The sequence below is a fragment of the Paenibacillus sp. FSL R5-0713 genome, from assembly GCF_037973325.1.
Classification (GTDB): domain Bacteria; phylum Bacillota; class Bacilli; order Paenibacillales; family Paenibacillaceae; genus Paenibacillus.
Map to the genome: position 1 here is coordinate 6357356 of NZ_CP150229.1, position 21125 is coordinate 6378480.

Here is a 21125-nt window from a genome sequence, read left to right on the forward strand (position 1 = left end):
ACCCGTTGCACGTTCGCCTCGCATCCATACTGCCGGATGATGATCCGATCAGATTATTGAATAATGTTGTTTTCTTGGTCTTTTACTTCCGCCTTCATCTCATCCGTAACCGTGATGCCTTGGGCTTCCGCTGCTTTCAGGTTCAGGATCAGATCCAGTTTGTCTGGAACGGTGACTTTCATATCACCAGGATTCGTACCATTCTTCAGAATGTCCGCAGCCATCTCACCCACCTGATATCCATGGTCATAATATTTGAAGCCTACCGTTGCGAAAGCTCCTTTTTCAACCGTATCCCGATCACTGGAGAAGAACGGAATTTTGTTACTGTTCGCCGTTTGGATGATCGTATCCACCGCACTTACGACAGAGTTATCAAGCGTAATGTAGAAGGCATCTACTTTGCCAACCAGAGAATCCGTTGCCTGTTTAACTTCAGATGTATTCGTAACTGGTGCTTTCACCAGCTTGATATTATGTGTTGCGAGCGCTTTTTCTGCGTTATCTGCCATAACCACTGCATTCGGTTCACCTTCGTTAATGACCAAGCCTACCGTTTTTACATCCGGCAGATTTTTGGCGATAAAGTCAGCCAATTGCACGATGGCCTCCGGGTTCGTGTCGGATGCACCTGTAACGTTGCCGCCCGGCTTGTCCATATCAGTTACCAGTTTGGCACCCAGTGGGTCTGTTACCGCCGCGAACAGCAATGGCTTGTCCTTCACTTGCTGAGCCAGAGCCAGCGCCGATGGTGTTGCGATTCCAAGTACGAGATCATTTTTGGAGTCACCCGAGATTTTCTGTGCAATGGACAGGTTGTTCGTCGAATCACCTTGCGCGTTATTGTAATCGATTTTGAGGTTCTTGTTCTCTTCAATACCCGCATCCTTCAGGGCTGCGATGAAACCTTCGCGTGTAGCATCCAGGGATGGATGTTCAACAATCTGGGAGATGGCAATCTGGTATGATTTTTCCTCGCTGCCTCCACCTGTTGTACTCCCCGATCCTTCGGATTCCGAGCCTGTACCGCTGTTATTTCCGCAACCTGCCGCAACGATCATTGAAGCAACCATCATCAGTGACATCCAAAATTTCTTTTTCATGTGTGAGAACCCCTCTCCATCTTATAAAATGTGGTTACCCTTATCGAGATTCCATTGACACGATAGGGTGGGACAAAACAAACGCTTCAACGCATTGTTGCTTTGATCGACAAAAGCAGACAAATATAGACTTTTGTCATGCGACTGAAGTCCATGAACCGTGTTAGTGTTTTATTGTTCCCCTAATATTAAGGGGCGTCCCGATATACGTCAATGGTTGAACCGCTTCCAATTTACTCTCATCGGTTGATTGTGATAGGAAATATTACATAAGATCAAAAAAGGCAACCCACATGTTATGCGAGCAGCCTCATATAGATAGCTTATTTTTCTTCTTGAATTGCTTTTAGCTCAGCAGAGGTTAGTCCCGTCGCTTTGACAATGGTCTCTTGATCAAGACCCAAGGTGAGCATATTCAATGCAATTTTCCGCTTGCTCTCAGCTTCACTTTCTTCGATTCCTTTTTGAATTCCTTCCTCCATGCCTTTCTTGAGACCCTCTTCTTGTGCGCCCTCAATCATGGATATCTGATCCCGTAAAAACTTTTGACGTGCTTCATACTGTTCGCGCAACTCTTCATCCTCGCTCAGTTCCTTCAATAGATTCATGGCCTTTTTCAAAGCCGGTTCGGGTTCATGCATCATTAACGCCTCCCATCTAACATAGAGTTATGTATAAGAATCTGGTGTTATCTCAGATTATATCACGTATCTCACTACAAAAATAACGTTTTTACGTCATTATTATCCAAAAAAAGAGACTATTTCGACGAATCGAAACAATCTCTTGTGTATAAACCGTTAATTCCCTGACGCTTCGCGAATCTCATACTTGCACCTTTTGCCGCCATCGGCGTAACACTCGGTACGCTCCACCTCCGCTTGAAGCAGCGAGCGGAACAATTCCAGTTCACAGCGACAAGCCTGCTTGTATACACTCGCAACTTGCACAATCGGGCAGTTCATTTCCGTAATGACGTAGGTTCCATCTTCTTCTCTGGACGCATCCGCCATATATCCGTTGGCATTCTGGATTCGCGCGAGTTCCTCCACCCGTCCGGCCAGATCCTGGCCTTCCATCTGGGGCAACCCGCTGCGAAGCAGCTTGTCCCGGCGACTCTCGAACAATGCATCCACCACACCGCTCCCGGCTGAGTCAGACAATTCTTCAAGCAGTTCCAGCGTAAGGGACGAATATGATTTTGGGAAAAAGCTGTCCCCGCGTACCGTCAATTGGTACACCGAGGATGGACGTCCAGCCGTAGCCCGGGCCTCCCGAACCTCGATCCAGCCGTCCTGCTCCAGTGCCGTCAGATGACGGCGAATGGCCATGCCGGTCAGACCCAGATCAGCTGTCATTTCCCTCGCGGTCAATGTACCTTGCTGCTTCAGCATGAACAAAATCCGTTCACGCGTCGTTCGTTCCTCTTCGCGCTTCACGATCAGCACCTGCTCTCCTGCTTATGCGTGTACCGGTGCTGCCTCCCGGCAGGCATCCGAACAAAAGCGGTTATGCGTCTCTTCGCAATCCTCGCAGCTTACGTGCTGCAGGTTGCAGGTTGGACAATTAATATATCGGTCATGTGTCGTTCCACAGTGATAACAGCTGGCAATGACAATATCCTCTTCTGTCCGGTTAATCGGTACAGAGATACGCTCGTCAAACACGTAACATTTACCATCGAATAGATGGCCTTGAACTTCTGGATCTTTACCATACGTGACAATACCGCCGTCTAATTGAGCCACGTCCTGGAATCCTTCATTAATCATGAATCCAGTCAGCTTCTCGCAGCGAATACCACCCGTGCAGTAGGTAATAATCGTTTTATCTTTCATGTCACCCAGGTTCTCGCGAATCCACTCCGGGAACTCGCGGAACGACTCAACATCTGGACGGATGGCGCCGCGGAAATGGCCGATTTCATATTCATAATCATTGCGACCATCGATAACGATGACATCATCCCGTTGTAGATGCTCATGGAACTCTTTCGGTGAGAGGCGTTTGCCACTAATCACATTTGGATCCAGATCTTCGTCTACGCGGAACGTAACCAACTCTGCTTTGTGACGAACAAAGATTTTTTTGAATGCATGTTCTTCCACATCATCAATCTTGAACACCATATCGCTGAACAGCGGGTTCGCATGCATGTCTTTCATATACTGTTCCGTCTGTTCCGGCGTACCGGATACCGTGCCGTTAATGCCTTCGGATGCGATCAGAATACGTCCTTTCACACCGAGGTCCTTGCAGTATTGCAAATGCTCTTGTGTAAACGTCTCGGGGTCTTCAATCTTCACGAACTTATAATATAAAAGCACGCGATACGCGCTGTTACACATGTATATCACCTGTTCCTATTCCATGTTGTTATGAGCCGGATCATCCGGCAAGACGACTACGTTGCACCCTTACTTGTAAAAAGAAAAGAAACAGCCGCCCGAAACTTCGTCTCGAACTGCTGTCTGACATTCGACTTATATTCCTGCATTCTAGTTTATCGGAAGCGGAATAGCTTAGTCAATATAAATGTATAGAAAGGGATGAAAGATATGGAACATTTCAACCATAAATGATTTGTCTCTGGAAAATCCAAAAAATATATTTCGAATTTGAACTATAATCGTATTCATTTTTGCTCTCATATCCATTAAACTATGCTCATCATTATATGGCTTACCACTATGAATTAGGAAAGTACAGTGGACAGGAATAACCATAACGTAACATATTTAAATGGAAAATGGGGAATGAGTCATGCGTATAACACTATTAAAAAAAGTAAGCTTCCTATGGTTAGTATTCCTGATTGGACTAAGCGGTCTATGGAATAATCCTAACATTATACAGCGAGTCCATGCCGCGGCTGCAGATCCCTATCTTGGTGAGATCAGATTATTCCCTTACAGTGCGGTCCCTACAGGATGGATGCCCGCCAGAGGACAGACGCTCTCTTTAACCCAAAATACAGCCCTCTACTCGTTGCTTGGCAATAATTATGGCGGCGACGGAAAAACAACATTTGCCTTACCTAACCTTACTAATGCTGCACCAGAAGGGTTGGGCTATTACATAGCTATGAATGGTATATTCCCTTCCCGAGACCCCGATGTTTTATACACCCGAAATGCTGTGTTAGGCGAGGTTCGCCTATTTCCATATTCCTTCTCTCCCACGGGTTGGCTAACTGCTGAAGGGCAGAACGTTAATGCCTCCGTATATTCGGATCTATATGAAATGATTGGTACAACCTACGGATCAGACACACCGAATGAATTCAAGTTGCCTAACTTCCCAGAGATTAATGGTGTACATTACGCTATATTTACAAACCAAGCTAACCATGCCGAGAATGGTACAGGTAGCGAGTACATTGGTGAGATCATTCCCATGTTAGTCAGTCTTTCGACAAAAAACTGGTTATTGGCGAATGGTTCCACTCTTGGCACTAACGATAACCAGCCCCTGTTTAGTCTGTTGAGCACCAGGTTTGGGGGCGATGGTCAGGTGAATTTTAAAGTACCTAATTTAAACAGCAGCCAATCCAACTTGGTTTATTATATTGCTAACGCAGGAACGTTCCCCAACTTGGACGGTGGACGGCTTCCGGAAGCAATCGAAGACACCTATACCACGAACCAAAACTCCACTTTGGCTGAGTCTGCACCAGGCGTACTTTCCAATGATAGCGACGGTTCTACCGCTATTCTGAAAAGCGGGCCGATGAACGGAACATTGGTAATGAATGCCAACGGGGCATTTACTTATACTCCGAACGCCAATTATGTTGGAAGTGACAGCTTTACCTATAGTGCCGGCAATCCATATGGTACAAGTATTCCAGTGTCAGTGACCATAACAATTGAGCAAACCACTCCTCCTATAGTCAACGGCATATCTGACGGTGGAATATATAATCAAACGGTAACACCTGCATTTAATAGTGGTACCGCATTTTTGAATGGTAATGCATTCGCAAATGGTACTACAGTTACGGCTGACGGGGTTTATACATTGGTGGTAACCAACAATATTGGCAGTACAACGTTGAATTTTTCCATTGATACAGCAGCTCCTGTTGTATTGGGTGTCACTGATAATGGAAAATACAACGAAAGCCCAACAATTACTTTTAATGAAGGAACAGCCACTCTGAACGGTTCACCCTTCAACAACGGAGAAACGGTTCAATCTGAAGGAGAATATGCACTGATTGTTACCGATAGTGCGGGCAATACCACAACCCTGCATTTCAGCTTTTATACGCCTCGAACGATCAACTTTAACAGTAACGGCGGTTCTGAAGTAAACGAACAAACAGTATCCTACGGTGACAAGGTTATTGTTCCAGCAGTTCCAACTAAAGCAGGATACACCTTTGCTGGATGGTATACCGATTCAGGTCTGAGTCAGGCTTTTGATTTCGGCAATACCACCGTTACCGCTAATATCACGCTGTATGCGAAATGGACGGTCAACTCCTATACCGTTCACTTCGAAACTAATGGTGGGTCAGTCGTTCCTGATCAGACGGTCCCATATGGTGAGTTGGTGACAGCTCCTGACATTCCAATCCAAGCAGGACACACTTTCGCTGGCTGGTATACTGAGCCTGAATGGAGTACGCCATTTGACCTGAATACTAGATCGATTGTCCAGGAGACCACATTGTATGCAAAATGGGCACCAAACACATATAAGGTAACGTTCAATACACTCGGAGGATCAGCAGTATCCGATGCAGCTGTTGAATACGAAAAGAAACTTTCAGCACCTGCTTCGCCAACCCGTTCCGGCTATATGTTTGCAGGCTGGTACGCAGACCCCGAGTTGAAGACTCCATTCAACTTTGCTCAAACAGAGATTACAGCCGATCTGATCTTATATGCCAAATGGAGTGTTAATTCCACGCCACCAGCAGGTGGTAATGATGGTAACAGCGGCGGAGGCTCTGGTAACCAGAATAACAACGGGTCGAGCATTACCCCTTCGCCGCCTAATACCATAACCTATTCGACCACGAATGGACGTTTAACACTTGCTGCAGGGCAGGCTGGGCAAGTGAGTTTGGGTGATGGCATCACTGTAACCATCCCGGCTGGAGCAACTAATCAAGAAATGAAGATCACGATTGACCAGATTACAGATTCTTCGGAATTGCTAACTAATCAGACTAAATTAATCAGCCCGGTATATGAGTTACTTAAGAATGTTCAACAGAACTTCAATAAATACGTAACCTTGAATCTGACTTTTGATACATCAAGCTTGCCAACCAATCACCAGGCTGGACTATTCTACTTTGATGAACAAAACAAGTTGTGGATCTCTGCGGGAGAAGCTTCAATTCATGACCATCAAGTCAACGTAGACGTAGACCATTTCACCAAATTTGCTGTTTTTGCGGTTGAACAACCCAAGGCGCCAGCAGAGATTGGATTTAGCGATGTCAACGGGCACTGGGCGGAAGATTTCATTCAGGAAGCCGTCCGTGAAGGTATCGTAAGTGGATTCTCCGATGGGTCATTCAAGCCTAATGCATCCGTTACGCGTGCTGAATTTACGGTGATGCTAATGAATGCACTGCAAACAGAATACACAGAAGCCGCAATATCTTTTACCGATCATGCAAAAATAGGAGCTTGGGCACAGTCTGCTGTAGCTCGTGCAGTGAAAGCAGGATTTATTCAGGGGGACACTGAGGGGGCTTTCCGCCCCAATGACGCTGTAACCCGTGCCGAGATGGCTGTCATGGTAGCCGGTGCGTTTCAATTAAAAGCGATAACTGGCACCAGCTCAACCTTTGCAGATGATGCACAGATTCCACTTTGGGCCAAAGCAGCTGTCGCTGGCATGCAAAAAGCCGGGATGTTGAACGGTAAAGGGCTGAATACCTTTGCTCCAAGTGATAAAACTACGCGTGCAGAAGCGGTCAAATTACTGTTGAAAACAAAGAATTAGTGCATATCTAAAAGCCTGTTCCTTCCCGGGAACAGGCTTTTCTGAACTGTTTTATTCCGAGATCGTAATGACCGAGGTCACAAAGTGATACGACTCATTCTCCAATACCGCCTGCGATAACAGGATCTTATTGCCTTCCGGACTCCAGGCAAGCGGGTCAGAGGCGTTGTCCATATCCGCCGAGATCTGGAACTGCTCTGCCGACTCCGTGTTGGAGACGAACAGCCCTTTCTCATTATCATTCTCGGAATTGATCGTATACGCAATCTTGGAATCATCACCCGACCAGCTGGTGCCGAAGATCTGCGTGCCTCTGGCGAGTGTGGCTTTTTCATTGCCTTCCAAATCGGTAAGCACCAGCGCCCGTTTGGTATCCGCCGTTCTTTTCACAATCGCAAGCCTTGTTCCATCATTGGAAGGGATGACCCATTCCACACTTTTCAGCACCTGTTTCACGTCACCCGTCTTCACGTCGTATGCATTCAACTGGCCGTCTTCGCCCGTAATATAATAGAGCATATTGCCTGACACTTTGATACTCCGTACATTGAAATTGCCTGTCTCCACCAGCACCTTCGTTGTTCCATCCACACTTGCCGAGATCAGATCACCCTTCATATTGGGAAAAACGACATGTTCATTATCCAGCCATGCACCCTCTTGGATGAAGCCATCCTCCTTACCGGCAGGGGTTGTCTCCCCGTTATGCAGATTCAGAATGTAACCTTTACCCGTACTTTCCTCCGGCTCCCGATAGAACAGGTACTGAGCATCCGGTGACACCAACGGTGCACCCAGGCTAACTTCACTTTCCTTGAGCGGCGTGTCTGTACCTTTGGTTAGATCATACATATATAAGTTATGCGGGTATCTTTCCTCACCTTCAACAGTAACGGGTTTCAAGGACTTATTCTCCTTGTCGGATACAATCCAGTCGTCACTTAGCCATGCAATTCCGCGCATATTGGGCAATTTATCAATTTTCTCCAACTTGAAGCTCTGGTACACAGACGTGTTGGTATTATCTTTCACCGTAATATCGGTGCCTGTTTTTCCGCCTTGTGCATTGCTCCCCGGCTCTGTTGTTCCCCCGCATGCTGCTGTCGTTAACAGGGCAATGGCCCCGAACGTACCCAATGCTGCTTGTTTCCAATTCATGATGGTCCCCCCTGGTTTCTCTTGCTATAGACCAAGCATACACATCGCATACTTCCAAAGTTATTCAGACTTGTTTCGAACTTGTAAACTTGCATCAGCCAAAGGAAATACGAGTTGGAATGTCACGCCTTCCCCATTCTGAGAATCGCTCGTACTGCTTGGAAGTAAGGTGATTGTACCTCCTTGCTTTTCAACAAATTGCTTTACGAGAGATAATCCGAGCCCGGTTCCGCCGGTTTTTCTGGCCCTGTCTTTGTTCACCGTGTAAAAGGGTTCAAAAATCTTCTCCCGCGCCTCTGCCGGAATCGGCGTACCCGAGTTATAGATGCGAATGACCGCTTGACGCTCCTGCATCTGTAATTCGCTCTTCACCCGGATCACACCATCCGGAATGTTATATTTGATGGCGTTATCCAGCATGTTGATGAAGATATGCATAAGACTCTCCCGATCACTGCGGATCACCGCCGGTTCAAGATCCAGTTCCATGTTCAGCGCAAACTTCTCCGCTTTCCCACGCATCCGGCCACAGGCATCCTCCAGCAGAGCACTGACCTCTACATCTTCGGCTTGGTTCTCGAAGTCATACTTCTCCAGAGCAGATAAATGCAGTACTTTCTCCACCATCTCGTACAGCCGCTCCGTTTCTTTGCCAATGTTACTCGTCGCATCATCAAGCAGTTGCGGATCATCCTTATACATGTCGAGCAGCTCCACATAAGCTTTGATCGAGGTCAGCGGAGTCTTGAACTCATGACTGATGTTACCGATATATTGTTTCTGCTGCTGTTCCAGCGCCTGAAGCTTCTCTATCGCCAGTTGCAGCTTCTGCTGCTCCGCATGCATGGCTGTGATATTTTGCTGAATGGATGTACTCATATAATAGATGCCTTGCCCCAGCTCTCCCAATTCATCCTTACGCCTTACAGGAGACTCCGTAATGTAGTTCCCTTCCCGAATGGAATCTGCGGACCTCTTCAGCCGGGTAATCGCAACGGCAAACCGATTGTAGAACAGATAACCTAATATGAAGCTCAGCGCAACCACGGTAATTCCTGCCCATATGAACAGTTGAAGGATGCGAGTATAGAACTCATGGTAACTCTGGACAGGATATTGTATCCATACAGCGCCCATCTGTCCATCCGGGCCATCCAGTGGTGCGGCATAGAGCAGGGTCTCGCCCTGCTCATGATAAGCTATTTTATTTTGCAGTGCATAGTCCAACGTTTCCTGTACGAGTTCACTCTCGCCGGAGGCGAAGGATGCTCCCACCTGCTGGCCTGTCATGTTATAGAGTGCAATTGGCAATCCGGTAGAGTTGGCCAGCTCCTGTGCCAGCCTGCGGCCATTTCGCTGTAAAAAAACGTCCTGATCGAGATGAACCGACTCGGTGTAGTAGGACTGTCGTACATTCAGGTTCACCAGCCGTGTCTGCTGTGATAGAATACCTTCAATCTGTGACTGCTGATTGCGTTCAATACCGCGCAGGACCAGTGAACTAAGCACAACCACGGTCAGGATTAGCAAGGCTGCCAGAAAAACACTGAACTTCAGCTTGATGCTGACTCTCATATGGCCCCGCCTGGTTCAGGTGCAGATGCTTTGTAGCCAATCCCGTATACGGTCTGCAATTTTTGCTGATCCGTATCTCCGATTTTTTTGCGCAAACGCTGGATGTGAATGTCCACGGTCCGTGTCCCACCCGCATATTCCATGCCCCATACCCGATCCAGCAGATCGTCTCGTGTGTACACCCGCTCAGGATTAGACATGAGAATGGTCAACAGATCGAACTCTTTCGGTGTCAGATCCAGCTTCTCCTCATTCACAGTCACCGTGCGGTGAGCAACATGAATACGCAGTGTGCCATTCACGATGGCCTGATTCTTCGAATCGTCAGGTGGTGGACTGCTTTTCTCGACACGACGCATGAGTGCTTTCACCCTTGCAAGCAGTTCACGGATCTCGAATGGTTTGGTCATGTAATCATCCGCACCCATTTCCAGACCAACGATCTTGTCCACGATATCATTTTTGACGGTCAGCAAAATAATGCCGATATCCTCGCGGTCTTCCAGCCTGCGGCATACGCCGTATCCATCAAGCCTTGGCATCATCACGTCCAGAATCATGACTTGCGGGTGAAACGATGCGACCTTAACCAAGGCCTCTTCGCCGTCACTCGCAGTCTCAACTTCATATCCTTCGCGCCGCAGCGCGTAAGCAATGGCACTGACGATGCTTGATTCGTCATCTACCACGAGCACTTTTTTATTCATGGGATTCATCCTCTACGTTACACGAGATAACTTCAAGTGCAGTACCGTCTTCTGATCGCTGTTATCCCCAGATTTTTTGAATCAATTCTCCTAAGAGAAAATCCGGGGATAAAGGGCCTAGCATATGCTTCCGAAGTAGCTTTTTACAGAAAGCTTTGAACTTCGTTTCTTCAAACTGGTTCTGCACTCTTCGTTTTCGTGTAAAAATTCAGTTTTTTTATTTATGTTAGCAAGGTCTATGTTAATTAGCTATGGATGAATTGCAATTTGAATGACAGGTGCATATCCTCTCAGCTTAGTCTTGGCTTTACTTTCTTTATACCCCAAAGGGAAAAAAAGTAGTGTATCATCAAATTCGTTTAAGAAAAAAACTGCAAAAAGAATTAAAAAAAATAGGATTAAGGTTGTTTTTTTATTGATTCACTTCTCTTTACCTTATTACAAGGCCGCTCTTATCCGGAGAGAACGTTCTTGAAATTCATATTAAGGAGAGATTTTAAATGGCAGAATCAGTTTGCACAACATACGGTGCAAGTCACAGAATGTATTTACAGGGGGCGGCTTATGTAGCAGATAGTACAGGTAAACTCTTAACTAGTCAGTTTCCTGGACACAGTGGTTATTTCAAGTGTAAGTGTGGTGATCGATTCATTGCGGAGGGCGCACCTGAATCCGGTGCTGTTATCGGTAACTATGTTACTGAAGGGGGCATCATCGCTGCAGATTCCAAACAAGGCGTAGCTGCAGTTAAAGTCAATACTAGTATGATCAGAAATACAACAGCACGAACTCTTTCTGGTTTTACATTCTACAACTCTAACCCGAACTAATATAATTTATAACGTTATTTAAAGGTAGCTCATCTTTCTGATGAGCTACCTTTTTTAATATTATTACATTTTTATATTTTTTTTCTAAAATAATGATCATCCTTCCTCAAAAATGTGTATAATAAATAAGAACACCTGTTCTTATTCATACAATAAACTGTTAGGAGGTAGCACATATATGATTGAAAAGAAAAGAATAACTCCTGAAATCAAAGCTGATTACGAGAGAAAATTTGTAAGTTATATATCTTCTCTCTTACATTTTAATTCAATAAACTTTGATAAAAAAATTCGCAAACACCATGAAAGAAACACCTTGATCATGGATGATATTGAAGAGAGTCATATCGCTTATGAAGATGAGAAGTTATTGGGATCTCATCTTCACAGACTAGAAAATCAAATAAGTGATCCGAATTTACACAAGTTTTTCTTAACATTATCTGAACGCGAAAAAGAAATCTTAAACCTTACTTATGCGGAAGAAAAAAAAGATATCGAAATTTCACAGCAATTTGGAGTAAGTCAGCAAAGCATCTCAAAAACAAGGAAAAATGCATTAAAAAAATTACGCCATTTTTTAATGGATGGACCCAGTAGATAGTAAACTTTAATTATCCCATTATCCATAGCTCTCATCTAATACATCGCCATTACTGTAAGTATAGAACCTTAGGAGGAAAACAATATGAGCAGTCCATACAAGTTATACGACCTTTTATCTGAAGCCAAAAGAGATAATCCAACTGTCATTCTAGAAATAATAAGAAAGTTTGAACCAAAAATTAAAAAATCTCTTCGTCAAACATCTATTCAAAATCGAGAAGATTTACGACAGGAATTAGTCACAAAGTTTATTGAAGTCCTTTACTCGTACGAAAAAATTATTAAAAAATAAAACCATTTAGTATTTAGTAAGGGGAGTAAGATTAGCTCCCCGCCCCATAGTTAATGACTGAATCATTTATAGATTTTTTAGTTCCTGGATGACATACATATCTCCTACTCCTCAAATGACAGATTGAGCGGCTCGTCCGACATCTCATACTCTGTCTCCATATGTGTCAGCGGCGTGTTCAGATCAACCTCATCGAAGCGGAAACTGTCGACCCACACTTTTCCTTTACCGTTCAAAATCACCCCGAACGAAATGACCGCGCTGCCCTCCGGCACATCAAGCACAATACTGTACTGGTTCCATGGCTGTGTACCCGTAATTGGCCGATCATGCATGTTATCAAATTGGAGCACATCATGAACGTTATTATCCACACGCATCCATAATCCGCAGAACGCCTCCACACGCTCGGTCCTCACGAATCCCGATAATTTCATCCGCTTGCCTACATACTTGTCCGCTCTGAACTGCTGCATCATCGTTGCGAATTCATTAGGCTCCATCGGTGTAACTGCCTTCAAATAACCTGAAGCTTTCCCCTGATGCACTTCGGCAGGATCAATGCCCATCTCATAATTTTGCGGATGACTTCCGGTTAACATCCAGCCTGTAATCGTTGACGTCTGACTCATCTGTACTTCTCCTCCTCTGGTTCTTCCTTCGAATAATTTTAGATCGAACAATTTGCGGAAACGTCCTGGTGGCATGCCATAACATTTGCGAAATGCACGAGTGAAGGCTTCCTGACTTTCAAATCCACATGCCAGGGAAATGTCCAGAATGCCTGCATCCGTGGATCGCAGGGCTGTGGACGCCAGACTCATCCGGCGATTACGAATATAGTCCACCACAGTCATACTCACCTCATCACGGAAAATCCGGTGGTAGTGATACGGCGACAACAACGCCTCGGATGCCACTTCTTCTAGCCCGATCTCCTCATGCAGATGGGTTTCAATATAGAACAAACTTTGCTGAATCATTGCACGGTAACGGCTCAACTGTGGTAAATCCCCCTTCCATATCCTTACTATACGTGAATGATGTATGTATCGTTTTGACCATTTTTGCTAACTTCACTTCGGTAGTCCTCTGCCGAAAACGCAAAAAAGAGCCAACCACGGATTGAATCTTTTCCGTCATTGACTCTCCTTTTATTTATCCGCACATCATATTCTTCGTCAGACAGCCGGTACCGGCTGTGCGCCAACCTCTTCGTCATCATGCTCCACCAGTTCATGTTTCTCCCAAGCTCTGCTCTTCCAGCGGAAGAACATAATGACTGCACGGGTCCACTCATCCGCCGCAATGGCAAGCCATACACCAGCAAGCCCCAGATGAAGCTGGAATATGAGCAGGTACCCCAGTGGCAGACTCATGCAGACCATGGAGATCAGACCCATATATACCGGGAACTTCGCATCCCCTGCCGCACGCAGGGAACCAATGATAACAATGTTGCAGGTACGTCCGGTTTCGAGCAAAAGACTGAGCAGAATCACTTGAGCACCCAGCTTGATAATCTCCGGATTATCCGTAAATATGCTCATCAGCGGCACACGGAAAAAAATGATAATTACATCAATGATAACCGTGGCCAGAAGCGCCCATTTTACACTGTCAAAAACACGTTTGTACGCATCGTCTTTGCGGCGCGCACCGACAAGCCGGCCTACAATGATTGATGTCCCCATACCAATCGCCATGCTGAACAGGTAGATATAGCTGGAGATATTGCCCGCATACTGCTTGGTTGCCATGGCTTCTGCGCCCAGATAGGTCACATACAGTGTGAACACGAGCTGGCAGGAGTGATATACCATCGATTCCATCGCAGACGGAATGCCGATCCGCAGAATTTTGCCAATAAAATGTTTGGACAATTTAATGTAGTATTCGAAATCCACCCGCACCTCGCTTACACGATACAACAACCAGAAGAAGATCAGCAGGCAGATAAACCGACTTCCTACCGTGGAGATGGCTGCACCTTCCACGCCAAGCTTCGGCAGGCCGAAGTGACCAAAGATCAATGCATAGTTACCAACAACGTGAATCACGTTCATGAATACAGCGACGTACATCGTTTCTTTGGTGTAACCATGTGTACGGATCGTCGCAGCCAGCGCATTAATGAGTGCCTGGAGGAAGATCCCGCCACCGACGATATTTATATACGAACGGGCAAAATCATAAATTTCGCCTTGAATATTCAAGAGTGATAACAAATGTCCTCCGAACAGAAGGAAGATTCCGCTCAGGACCAGCCCCACAATAAGGTTCAGTGTAATGGCATTACCTGTAACCTGTGCTGCTTCACTTAGCTTTTTCGATCCGATATATTGTGCCACTACAATCGCAGCACCATGTCCAATGACTTCCAATACAAGGATAGCGATAGAAATAATCTGATTGGCTGCTCCAACGCCGGAGACCGCATTATCGGATACCGAGCTGAGCATGAGCGTATCCACGCTCCCCATCAACATAAATAAGAAGAGTTCCAGGAAAATAGGCCATGTTAGTCGAATCAGATTTAGATCCTTGGCATCAGAACGAAGGGACTCTTTGGTTGAGGATATTGCTGTCATTTTCTCACCTTTCCCATGTGGGCTTTAATTCTTAGGGTATGTTAGCACAGGTAGTTTGAAAATGCAGTAGTTTTGCGAAAATAGTTGAAAGTTTTTTGTAATTCCATAAATAGGTATTTTCAGCGTTTTCATCTAGTTCTTTTTCCGTACAACTATCCAAGGTTTTAGAAGACAAAAAAGGCCCCTCCCCACTCGCTTTTAAGCAAGTGATGAAAGGACCTTCGACGTTCAGCCTTTTAACCTTTAACTGAACCCGCAGCAATTCCCTCTACAATTCGATTACTCAGGATGAGAAAAGCAATCAGGATCGGCATAATGCTAATCATCAGCGTGGCACCAATGGCTCCCCAATCCGTTGTATATTGACCGATAAAGTTCTGTACCCCCACGGTCAGGGTCTTGTATGAATCCGTACTGATGAACGTATTAACAAAGATGAACTCATTCCAATTATAGATCATGTTGATGATTGCCGTTGTGGAGATAACCGAAGCTGTCATCGGCAAGATAATCCGAAAGAAAATCCGATGCACGGAGCAACCATCCATCACTGCGGCCTCTTCCACTTCCCGAGGAAGTGCGTAGTAGAATCCGAGCAGAATCATAATGGTGATTGGCATATTAAAGGCAATGTAAGACAAGATAACTGACATTGGATGATCTGTGAGATGCACCTTCAGGAACAAGCTGAACAGCGGAATCAACGTGGAGTGCACTGGGATCATGAGACCCACCATGAATAACCCCAATACCAGCGAACGACCCTTCCAGCGCATACGTGTAATGGCAAAGGTAACCAGACTGGCAAACAGCACGGTGAACACCACTGAGACTACCGTAATCCATACACTGTTGAAGAAGTATAAGCTGATATTTCCCTCTGTCCATACCTTGACATAGTTTTCCCAACGTGGGGTAGCAGGAAGGGAAAAAGGCCCCATGTCGAATACTTCCTGATTATTTTTAAGCGAGAATAACAGCAGCCAGACCAAGGGCAAAATTTGCAGCAAAGCGACCAGGGACAAGAGGAAATATAGTAGAACATAGCCGAATCTTCTCAACCATGCCGAACCTCGGTCTGTCCCCGGGTAAGTTGGCAATCTAACGGCCGTTTCCGTCTTCACCGGGATGGACCTCCTTTCATTTGACATGCGTCAGGAATACTGGATCGTATCTTTGGATGCCGTCGCTTTGCGAAGCAGCCAGGTAACGAGCAGACAGATCAAGAGCAGGAAGAAACCTACAGCACTGCCGTAACCAAAGTCGAAGCTACGGAACGCCTGACGATACATATAGGAGGCCATCACTTCGCTGGAGCCATTCGGTCCGCCATCAGTCATCACGTAGATAAGATCGAAATACTTGAGTGAGCCTACCACAGCCAGTACTACGGTCACCTTGATGACTTCAGTAATAAGCGGCAGCTTGATTCGAAAAGCGATCTGCCAAGGACTGGCCCCATCAATCCGGGCTGCTTCCACCAGAGATTCCGGAATGTTTTTGAGGGCCGCATAATAGATCAGGATATAGAAGCCTGCATACTGCCACAGAATCGGTACGAACAGTGCATACAGCACCAGGGATGGCTCCGCCAGCCAGGCTGGCGGATTGCTGAATCCGATTGCTTCCAGAAAGGTGTTCAGCACCCCATTGCTGGGATGGTAGATCTTCAGCCATAACTGGGCGATCGCGACCGAAGACAGCAGCATCGGGATCAAATATATTTTGCGGAACAGGTTGGCACCCTTGATCTTGCCTGACAGCACCAAAGCAATCATCAGATAACCGATCAGACTCAGCGCGGAGAACAAAGCAAGCAAAAAAGTATGATTCGCACTCTGCCAGAATGCTCCGTCCTGAAGCAGTCTGGCGTAATTATCCAATCCGATAAAGGTCATTGCACCGATCCCGTCCCATTGCATCAACCCATAATACCCGGTGAGCACAATCGGGATGTAAACCAAGATCAGCAGCAGAAGCAGTGCAGGTAGCACGTACAACGCAGCAACGAGACGGTTGGACATGACTTTGTCCATCACATTATCCTCCCTTCAAGCGTTCAAGCACGTGTACGTCAATTGCCTTTATCAATCGCAGCCTGATGATTCTTCACAAAGTCCTCCGGTGTCACCGCTTTGCCAAACAACGCCTGAATCATGTCCAGATGTGCCTGAGCGGCTGCCGGTTTCATCTGCACGTCTGCAAAGAGTGTGAGACTGCTGGCCTGATTCAATTCGTTCAGCAGGTCGATGTAGAGCTGTGGCAGCTGTACTGTCGCCGTATCCACTTTGGTTGCCGGGATAACACCTGCTTCAGTCACCGAACTCTCACCCCATTTTTCCACAAAGTATTGCACGAACTTCTGTGCTTCTTCCTTCACTTTGGAGTTCTGGGCCACGAACAATCCTACGCCTGGGCCACCTACCCAGCTGTTAATATCGCTCTTGCCATCTTCCATCGTTGGGAATTTGAAAAATCCGATCTTGTCCTTGAACTCCTGTGGAATATCCGGGTTGGTCGTGAAGTTCGGAAGCTCCCAGGTGCCCATCAGATACATGGCAGCCTTTTCGTTCATGAATTCGGATTTGCCCTCATCGTTGGACAACCCGTTGAAGCCTTTGTTGAAGGCATTCATATCCACCAGCTTTTGCACCTCGGCAGCAGCTTGAGTGAGAGCAGGATCGTCAAACTTGCCGGAGCCATTGATCGCCTTTTCCAGTGCATCTCCACCTAACCGATTCGCCAGATACATATACCAGAGTGAGCCGGTCCAGCGGTCTTTATTGCCCAATGCGATCGGAACCTCACCGTTCTCGGTCAGTGTCTTCAGCACACTCAGGAATTCATCGTACGTTGCTGGCGGCTGCAAGTTATATTTCGCAAAAATGGCTTTGTTATAATAAATGGGGGAGATATTTAACTCGATAGGCAGGGCATATGTTTTGCCGTCAATCGCATAGGCTTCTGTTGTTCCGGCTATGAACTTGTCGCTAAGCGAGCCGCTAAGCACATCATCCAACGGCGCAAACAGATTGCCCTTTACATAAGGCTCCAGAAACCCGGCAGCCCAAGTTACACCCACATCGGGAAGTTCATTGGATGCAGACAGAATTTTTAATTTATTCTTGTATTGTTCATTCTCCAGCACTTCCTGCTTGATGGTCACATTCGGATGATCCGTCTGATACTGCTTGATGATATCGTTGACTAATTTATTTTGCTGTGCAGAACTGCCTGCCGGCCAGAGGTGCATGAATTTGAGGGTTACTTTCCCATCTGTGCCGCTGCTGCCCGTTTCACCCTCTTGATCCGAACTTGAACTGTTACATCCGGATAAAATTACGGCGAGAACCAGCGTCCATGACAGAAGTATGGCCATCGTCTTTTTGCTCATTATCCCAACCCCCTTGGTTTTTTCGGTTAATGTAACCGCTTTAACCAAATTGTAGCATGGGTCTATATCCCCCATAAGACCAGAGTAATTTGGAAAAACTCCACTTTTTTGAGGTTATTTGTTATTTTATTCAGATAGGGAATGCCGATATTTGCTTGGACTAAGCCCCTCCAGACTTTTAAATACCGTGATAAAATACTTATCCGTCTGATACCCCACCTGTTCGGCAATTTCCGAGATCGGCAGCGTCGTCTGCACAAGTAGCTCCTTTGCCCGCTGAATGCGTTTCCGGGTGAGGTATTCACTAAAATTGATGCCGATCTGTTCCTTAAACAATACGCTGAAGTAACTGGAGTTGAGATGGAGTATATCAGCAATTTCACGCATGGTCACATGTTCCCCCAGATGCGTATCCACATAGGCCAATGCTTCACTGATCTGGCTATTGAGTCTCTGTTCCCCACGCTCCTTAACATCCAGCAGCTTGGGGTCCACCAGTTCCTGCATCGTTTGAATACGTCGCTGTTGTTCGCTAAACTTCAAGGCCTTTTCGACGGTCTGCAGCAACTGTTCCTTATCAATCGGTTTTAACATGTACTCCACGACACCCAGCTTAATGGCCTGCTGAGCGTATTGAAAATCGGCATGTCCCGACATAATCAGGACAACAGGTTTGTTTGCAAAATGCTGAATGGCTTCAATGAGGGACAAGCCGGAGAATTCTGGCATGCGAATGTCCGTGATTAACAGATCTGCTGGCTGTTTCCTGAGACACTCCACGGCCTGGGTGCCACTCTCCGCGGTCAGGATGTGATTTCGTCCTGCCGACCATCCTTCCAGTGTCTTGCGAATACCCTCTCTTGTACGCGGTTCATCATCGACGATAAGAATCGTTTTGTCATGAATCATATTCACCCTCCGCCCCTTTGGGAATCTCAAAGCAAATGACGGTCCCTTCCCCAACCTGACTAGTTATGGAGAGCTTGCAACGTTCACCAAGTTGGCCGCCAAAGTAAAGCTTCAGTCGCTGATGTACGTTGATTAGACCTACACCTGTCCCCTTCTTGGACACAGCCGGCCCGCCATGTAAAGCATGAATGACAGATTGAAGACGTGATTCATCCATACCCGGGCCATCATCCCTAACCTCAATACGAACCAGGTCTCTCTCGGTCGAAGCATCCACATGGATACTTATCTTTCCCGGTCCCAGTTTACTTTCAATGCCATGGAGAATCGCATTTTCCACCAAGGGCTGTATAAGCAGTTTGGGAATGGGGACCTTACGCACCGCATCGCTCAGCTCAATCTCCCATTGCATTCGATCTCCCAACCGCATCTGCATAATTCGAAGATACCGCTCTGCGTGTTCTAGCTCGTCGGCAATCGTAACCCATTCATCCTGCTGCGAACTGGAGATCGTGTAGCGGAATAATCGGGACATCGCCACAACCATACGTGCCATCTCCTCGTCTCCCTTTTCCTCAAGGGACCAATAAAATGCCTCCAGTGTGTTGAATAGAAAATGGGGATTAATCTGAGACTGCAACGCCTTCAGCTCAGCCCGGGACTGCATGACTTCCTTCTCATGAACCACACGGGTCAATTCGTTCTGCCTGTAGACCATCTGGTTATATACGTTGTTGAGTTCATTGATCTCCATCGTAGAGCTGACCATTAGATTAGGCCTCATGGCTCCCGGTTGTGCACTGCGCATGGCCCGCATCAGACGTATGAGCGGACGTGTAATCATCGTGGACAGAAAGAAGGACATGATCAGGAATAGAACAACACCAATGATTCCCGAAACAAGAAGCGCCGTCCTCAGGATGGATACCCCTTCCGTTGTCTCCCGCAGCGGAGTTAGCACAGCAAGTGTCCATCCCGTTAATTCAGACTTTTCCCGGACGACGATATAGGATTCCTCCCCGTTCTGCACGACGGATTCGCTGTCCAATATGGCTTTTGAATCGAGATTAATCTCCAGATCCGAAGTCACCACTTCGCCTGCCCCATCCAAGAGCATGATCGAGTCCTGCGAACCATCTGCCCCATTGGAATCATTGAGTTGAAAAAAACTGCGTTGCATCCGCACCACAATATAGCCTCCATGTTCGAAAGAATGATCCATCAGATTAATGCGTCGAATAGCCAGCAGCACTCCCGGGTCTTCAGGATCATCACCTGCCCATACCAGTCTGCCCTTTCCTTCATCCGCCTTGGTTATCCAGCTGCGTTCTACTCTAAGATCGAGGGATCGGTCATCCATAGGGAAGATGCGATGGTAACCGGTTGTATATATCTCCATACTTTGCGCACCATTGATGAAAGACTGATAACTGCCTGCAATCTGCAAGAGAGCTTGACGCTGATTGAAGGTGGCCGGGTTGCCTTGCTTCTCATCGCTCAGCAGACGCTGCACATAGGAATCATCCGCCACTTGGGCGGTCAGCGAATTCACTTGTGCAATGAGTGCATCCAATCTGCCACTGGCTTGGACGGCAGTTTGATGAATATGTTTCTCCGCATTGCTTGTCAGCAGAGCAGCTACACGATCATAAGCCGATATGCCTGCGAGCAATAGAACAACAAGCATCACCAGAACGAAACCGATGAAGATCTGATTGCGGAGGGAGTTGAAATGTCCTTTTTTCCTATGCAACTTCCCCATTCTCCTCTCTTTTCTGCACGTAAAAGAACCCACCACTTTACGCCCGTGCTCTTGAAGACTGGGTACTAACGATGCCGGATTTATCTACGTATTCAGTTCTTCTCATTAAAGCGCTTGCAAAATTGAACCTTAATCTTCTTCTCTTCTAGTCTTTGTTTATTGATTAAACTAACGACTAAAAAATAGCATAGTTTTACAGGTTAATCAATCCACCCGAAGAGTTCCCATACG

General features: G+C 46.4%; 18 protein-coding genes. 4 read left to right on the top strand and 14 right to left on the bottom strand.

The window, feature by feature from the left end; all coding sequences use genetic code 11:
* Nucleotides 1-53: 53 nt before the first annotated feature.
* The 4 genes from MKZ12_RS28280 to MKZ12_RS28295 form a co-directional block, all read right to left on the bottom strand.
* The gene (locus MKZ12_RS28280) at nt 54-1103 is read right to left on the bottom strand and encodes an ABC transporter substrate-binding protein (RefSeq protein ID WP_315938603.1); all 1050 of its coding nucleotides are present in this window, start codon (nt 1101-1103) and stop codon (nt 54-56) included.
* Between the two features lie 323 nt (nt 1104-1426).
* Nucleotides 1427-1747 carry a hypothetical protein gene (locus tag MKZ12_RS28285; RefSeq protein WP_339257839.1) on the bottom strand — a complete coding sequence of 107 codons (321 nt, stop codon included), beginning with the start codon at nt 1745-1747 and terminating at the stop codon, nt 1427-1429.
* Nucleotides 1748-1903: 156 nt separating this feature from the next.
* Entirely contained in the window at nt 1904-2551 is a 648-nt protein-coding gene (locus MKZ12_RS28290; RefSeq protein WP_084174359.1) for a winged helix-turn-helix transcriptional regulator, read from the bottom strand.
* Between the two features lie 12 nt (nt 2552-2563).
* A complete protein-coding gene (locus MKZ12_RS28295) occupies nt 2564-3451 on the bottom strand; it encodes a rhodanese-related sulfurtransferase (protein ID WP_124116691.1) in 888 nt (295 codons plus the stop codon).
* A gap of 415 nt (nt 3452-3866) precedes the next feature.
* Here MKZ12_RS28295 and MKZ12_RS28300 point away from each other — a divergent pair, with 415 nt between their 5' ends.
* Nucleotides 3867-7070 carry an InlB B-repeat-containing protein gene (locus MKZ12_RS28300; RefSeq protein WP_339257840.1) on the top strand — a complete coding sequence of 1068 codons (3204 nt, stop codon included), beginning with the start codon at nt 3867-3869 and terminating at the stop codon, nt 7068-7070.
* A gap of 51 nt (nt 7071-7121) precedes the next feature.
* Here MKZ12_RS28300 and MKZ12_RS28305 read toward each other — a convergent pair whose 3' ends face one another.
* Genes MKZ12_RS28305 through MKZ12_RS28315 form a run of 3 tightly spaced genes read right to left on the bottom strand, consistent with a single transcriptional unit; the run spans nt 7122 to nt 10510 of the window.
* Nucleotides 7122-8228: a hypothetical protein gene (locus MKZ12_RS28305; RefSeq protein ID WP_339257841.1), complete on the bottom strand. Its 1107-nt coding sequence runs from the start codon at nt 8226-8228 to the stop codon at nt 7122-7124.
* 60 nt (nt 8229-8288) lie between these two features.
* Nucleotides 8289-9803: a HAMP domain-containing sensor histidine kinase gene (locus tag MKZ12_RS28310; protein WP_339257842.1), complete on the bottom strand. Its 1515-nt coding sequence runs from the start codon at nt 9801-9803 to the stop codon at nt 8289-8291.
* A complete protein-coding gene (locus MKZ12_RS28315) occupies nt 9800-10510 on the bottom strand; it encodes a response regulator transcription factor (protein WP_339238580.1) in 711 nt (236 codons plus the stop codon). The genes MKZ12_RS28310 and MKZ12_RS28315 overlap by 4 nt, the downstream gene beginning before the upstream one ends.
* A gap of 500 nt (nt 10511-11010) precedes the next feature.
* Here MKZ12_RS28315 and MKZ12_RS28320 point away from each other — a divergent pair, with 500 nt between their 5' ends.
* The 3 genes from MKZ12_RS28320 (at nt 11011) to MKZ12_RS28330 (ending at nt 12238) form a co-directional block, all read left to right on the top strand.
* The gene (locus tag MKZ12_RS28320) at nt 11011-11340 is read left to right on the top strand and encodes a hypothetical protein (protein ID WP_339257843.1); all 330 of its coding nucleotides are present in this window, start codon (nt 11011-11013) and stop codon (nt 11338-11340) included.
* A gap of 178 nt (nt 11341-11518) precedes the next feature.
* A complete protein-coding gene (locus tag MKZ12_RS28325; RefSeq protein WP_339257844.1) occupies nt 11519-11944 on the top strand; it encodes a sigma-70 family RNA polymerase sigma factor in 426 nt (141 codons plus the stop codon).
* Nucleotides 11945-12028: 84 nt separating this feature from the next.
* Nucleotides 12029-12238 carry a helix-turn-helix domain-containing protein gene (locus tag MKZ12_RS28330; RefSeq protein WP_339257845.1) on the top strand — a complete coding sequence of 70 codons (210 nt, stop codon included), beginning with the start codon at nt 12029-12031 and terminating at the stop codon, nt 12236-12238.
* A gap of 104 nt (nt 12239-12342) precedes the next feature.
* On the opposite strand, the gene MKZ12_RS28335 is transcribed toward MKZ12_RS28330, so the two are convergent.
* The 7 genes from MKZ12_RS28335 to MKZ12_RS28365 form a co-directional block, all read right to left on the bottom strand.
* The gene (locus MKZ12_RS28335) at nt 12343-13239 is read right to left on the bottom strand and encodes an AraC family transcriptional regulator (protein WP_339257846.1); all 897 of its coding nucleotides are present in this window, start codon (nt 13237-13239) and stop codon (nt 12343-12345) included.
* Nucleotides 13240-13419: 180 nt separating this feature from the next.
* Nucleotides 13420-14829 carry an MATE family efflux transporter gene (locus MKZ12_RS28340; RefSeq protein WP_339238586.1) on the bottom strand — a complete coding sequence of 470 codons (1410 nt, stop codon included), beginning with the start codon at nt 14827-14829 and terminating at the stop codon, nt 13420-13422.
* 236 nt (nt 14830-15065) lie between these two features.
* The gene (locus MKZ12_RS28345; RefSeq protein WP_339261549.1) at nt 15066-15929 is read right to left on the bottom strand and encodes a carbohydrate ABC transporter permease; all 864 of its coding nucleotides are present in this window, start codon (nt 15927-15929) and stop codon (nt 15066-15068) included.
* Between the two features lie 54 nt (nt 15930-15983).
* Nucleotides 15984-16865: a sugar ABC transporter permease gene (locus MKZ12_RS28350; protein WP_339257847.1), complete on the bottom strand. Its 882-nt coding sequence runs from the start codon at nt 16863-16865 to the stop codon at nt 15984-15986.
* 38 nt (nt 16866-16903) lie between these two features.
* A complete protein-coding gene (locus MKZ12_RS28355; RefSeq protein WP_339238589.1) occupies nt 16904-18223 on the bottom strand; it encodes an extracellular solute-binding protein in 1320 nt (439 codons plus the stop codon).
* 126 nt (nt 18224-18349) lie between these two features.
* Entirely contained in the window at nt 18350-19132 is a 783-nt protein-coding gene (locus MKZ12_RS28360) for a response regulator (protein WP_339257848.1), read from the bottom strand.
* Nucleotides 19122-20894, bottom strand: coding sequence for a sensor histidine kinase (locus tag MKZ12_RS28365; protein WP_339257849.1), 1773 nt, complete (start codon nt 20892-20894; stop codon nt 19122-19124). The genes MKZ12_RS28360 and MKZ12_RS28365 overlap by 11 nt, the downstream gene beginning before the upstream one ends.
* Nucleotides 20895-21125 lie beyond the last annotated feature (231 nt).

What these genes read in the sequence shown, in the direction of transcription:
- MKZ12_RS28310 (WP_339257842.1), bottom strand. Translation starts at nt 9,803, where the DNA reads ATGAGAGTCAGCATCAAGCTGAAGTTCAGTGTTTTTCTGGCAGCCTTG.
- MKZ12_RS28285 (WP_339257839.1), bottom strand. Translation starts at nt 1,747, where the DNA reads ATGATGCATGAACCCGAACCGGCTTTGAAAAAGGCCATGAATCTATTG.
- MKZ12_RS28280 (WP_315938603.1), bottom strand. Translation starts at nt 1,103, where the DNA reads ATGAAAAAGAAATTTTGGATGTCACTGATGATGGTTGCTTCAATGATC.
- MKZ12_RS28355 (WP_339238589.1), bottom strand. Translation starts at nt 18,223, where the DNA reads ATGAGCAAAAAGACGATGGCCATACTTCTGTCATGGACGCTGGTTCTC.
- MKZ12_RS28340 (WP_339238586.1), bottom strand. Translation starts at nt 14,829, where the DNA reads ATGACAGCAATATCCTCAACCAAAGAGTCCCTTCGTTCTGATGCCAAG.
- MKZ12_RS28320 (WP_339257843.1), top strand. Translation starts at nt 11,011, where the DNA reads ATGGCAGAATCAGTTTGCACAACATACGGTGCAAGTCACAGAATGTAT.
- MKZ12_RS28325 (WP_339257844.1), top strand. Translation starts at nt 11,519, where the DNA reads ATGATTGAAAAGAAAAGAATAACTCCTGAAATCAAAGCTGATTACGAG.
- MKZ12_RS28350 (WP_339257847.1), bottom strand. Translation starts at nt 16,865, where the DNA reads ATGGACAAAGTCATGTCCAACCGTCTCGTTGCTGCGTTGTACGTGCTA.
- MKZ12_RS28365 (WP_339257849.1), bottom strand. Translation starts at nt 20,894, where the DNA reads ATGGGGAAGTTGCATAGGAAAAAAGGACATTTCAACTCCCTCCGCAAT.
- MKZ12_RS28305 (WP_339257841.1), bottom strand. Translation starts at nt 8,228, where the DNA reads ATGAATTGGAAACAAGCAGCATTGGGTACGTTCGGGGCCATTGCCCTG.
- MKZ12_RS28330 (WP_339257845.1), top strand. Translation starts at nt 12,029, where the DNA reads ATGAGCAGTCCATACAAGTTATACGACCTTTTATCTGAAGCCAAAAGA.
- MKZ12_RS28315 (WP_339238580.1), bottom strand. Translation starts at nt 10,510, where the DNA reads ATGAATAAAAAAGTGCTCGTGGTAGATGACGAATCAAGCATCGTCAGT.
- MKZ12_RS28295 (WP_124116691.1), bottom strand. Translation starts at nt 3,451, where the DNA reads ATGTGTAACAGCGCGTATCGCGTGCTTTTATATTATAAGTTCGTGAAG.
- MKZ12_RS28360 (WP_339257848.1), bottom strand. Translation starts at nt 19,132, where the DNA reads ATGATTCATGACAAAACGATTCTTATCGTCGATGATGAACCGCGTACA.
- MKZ12_RS28300 (WP_339257840.1), top strand. Translation starts at nt 3,867, where the DNA reads ATGCGTATAACACTATTAAAAAAAGTAAGCTTCCTATGGTTAGTATTC.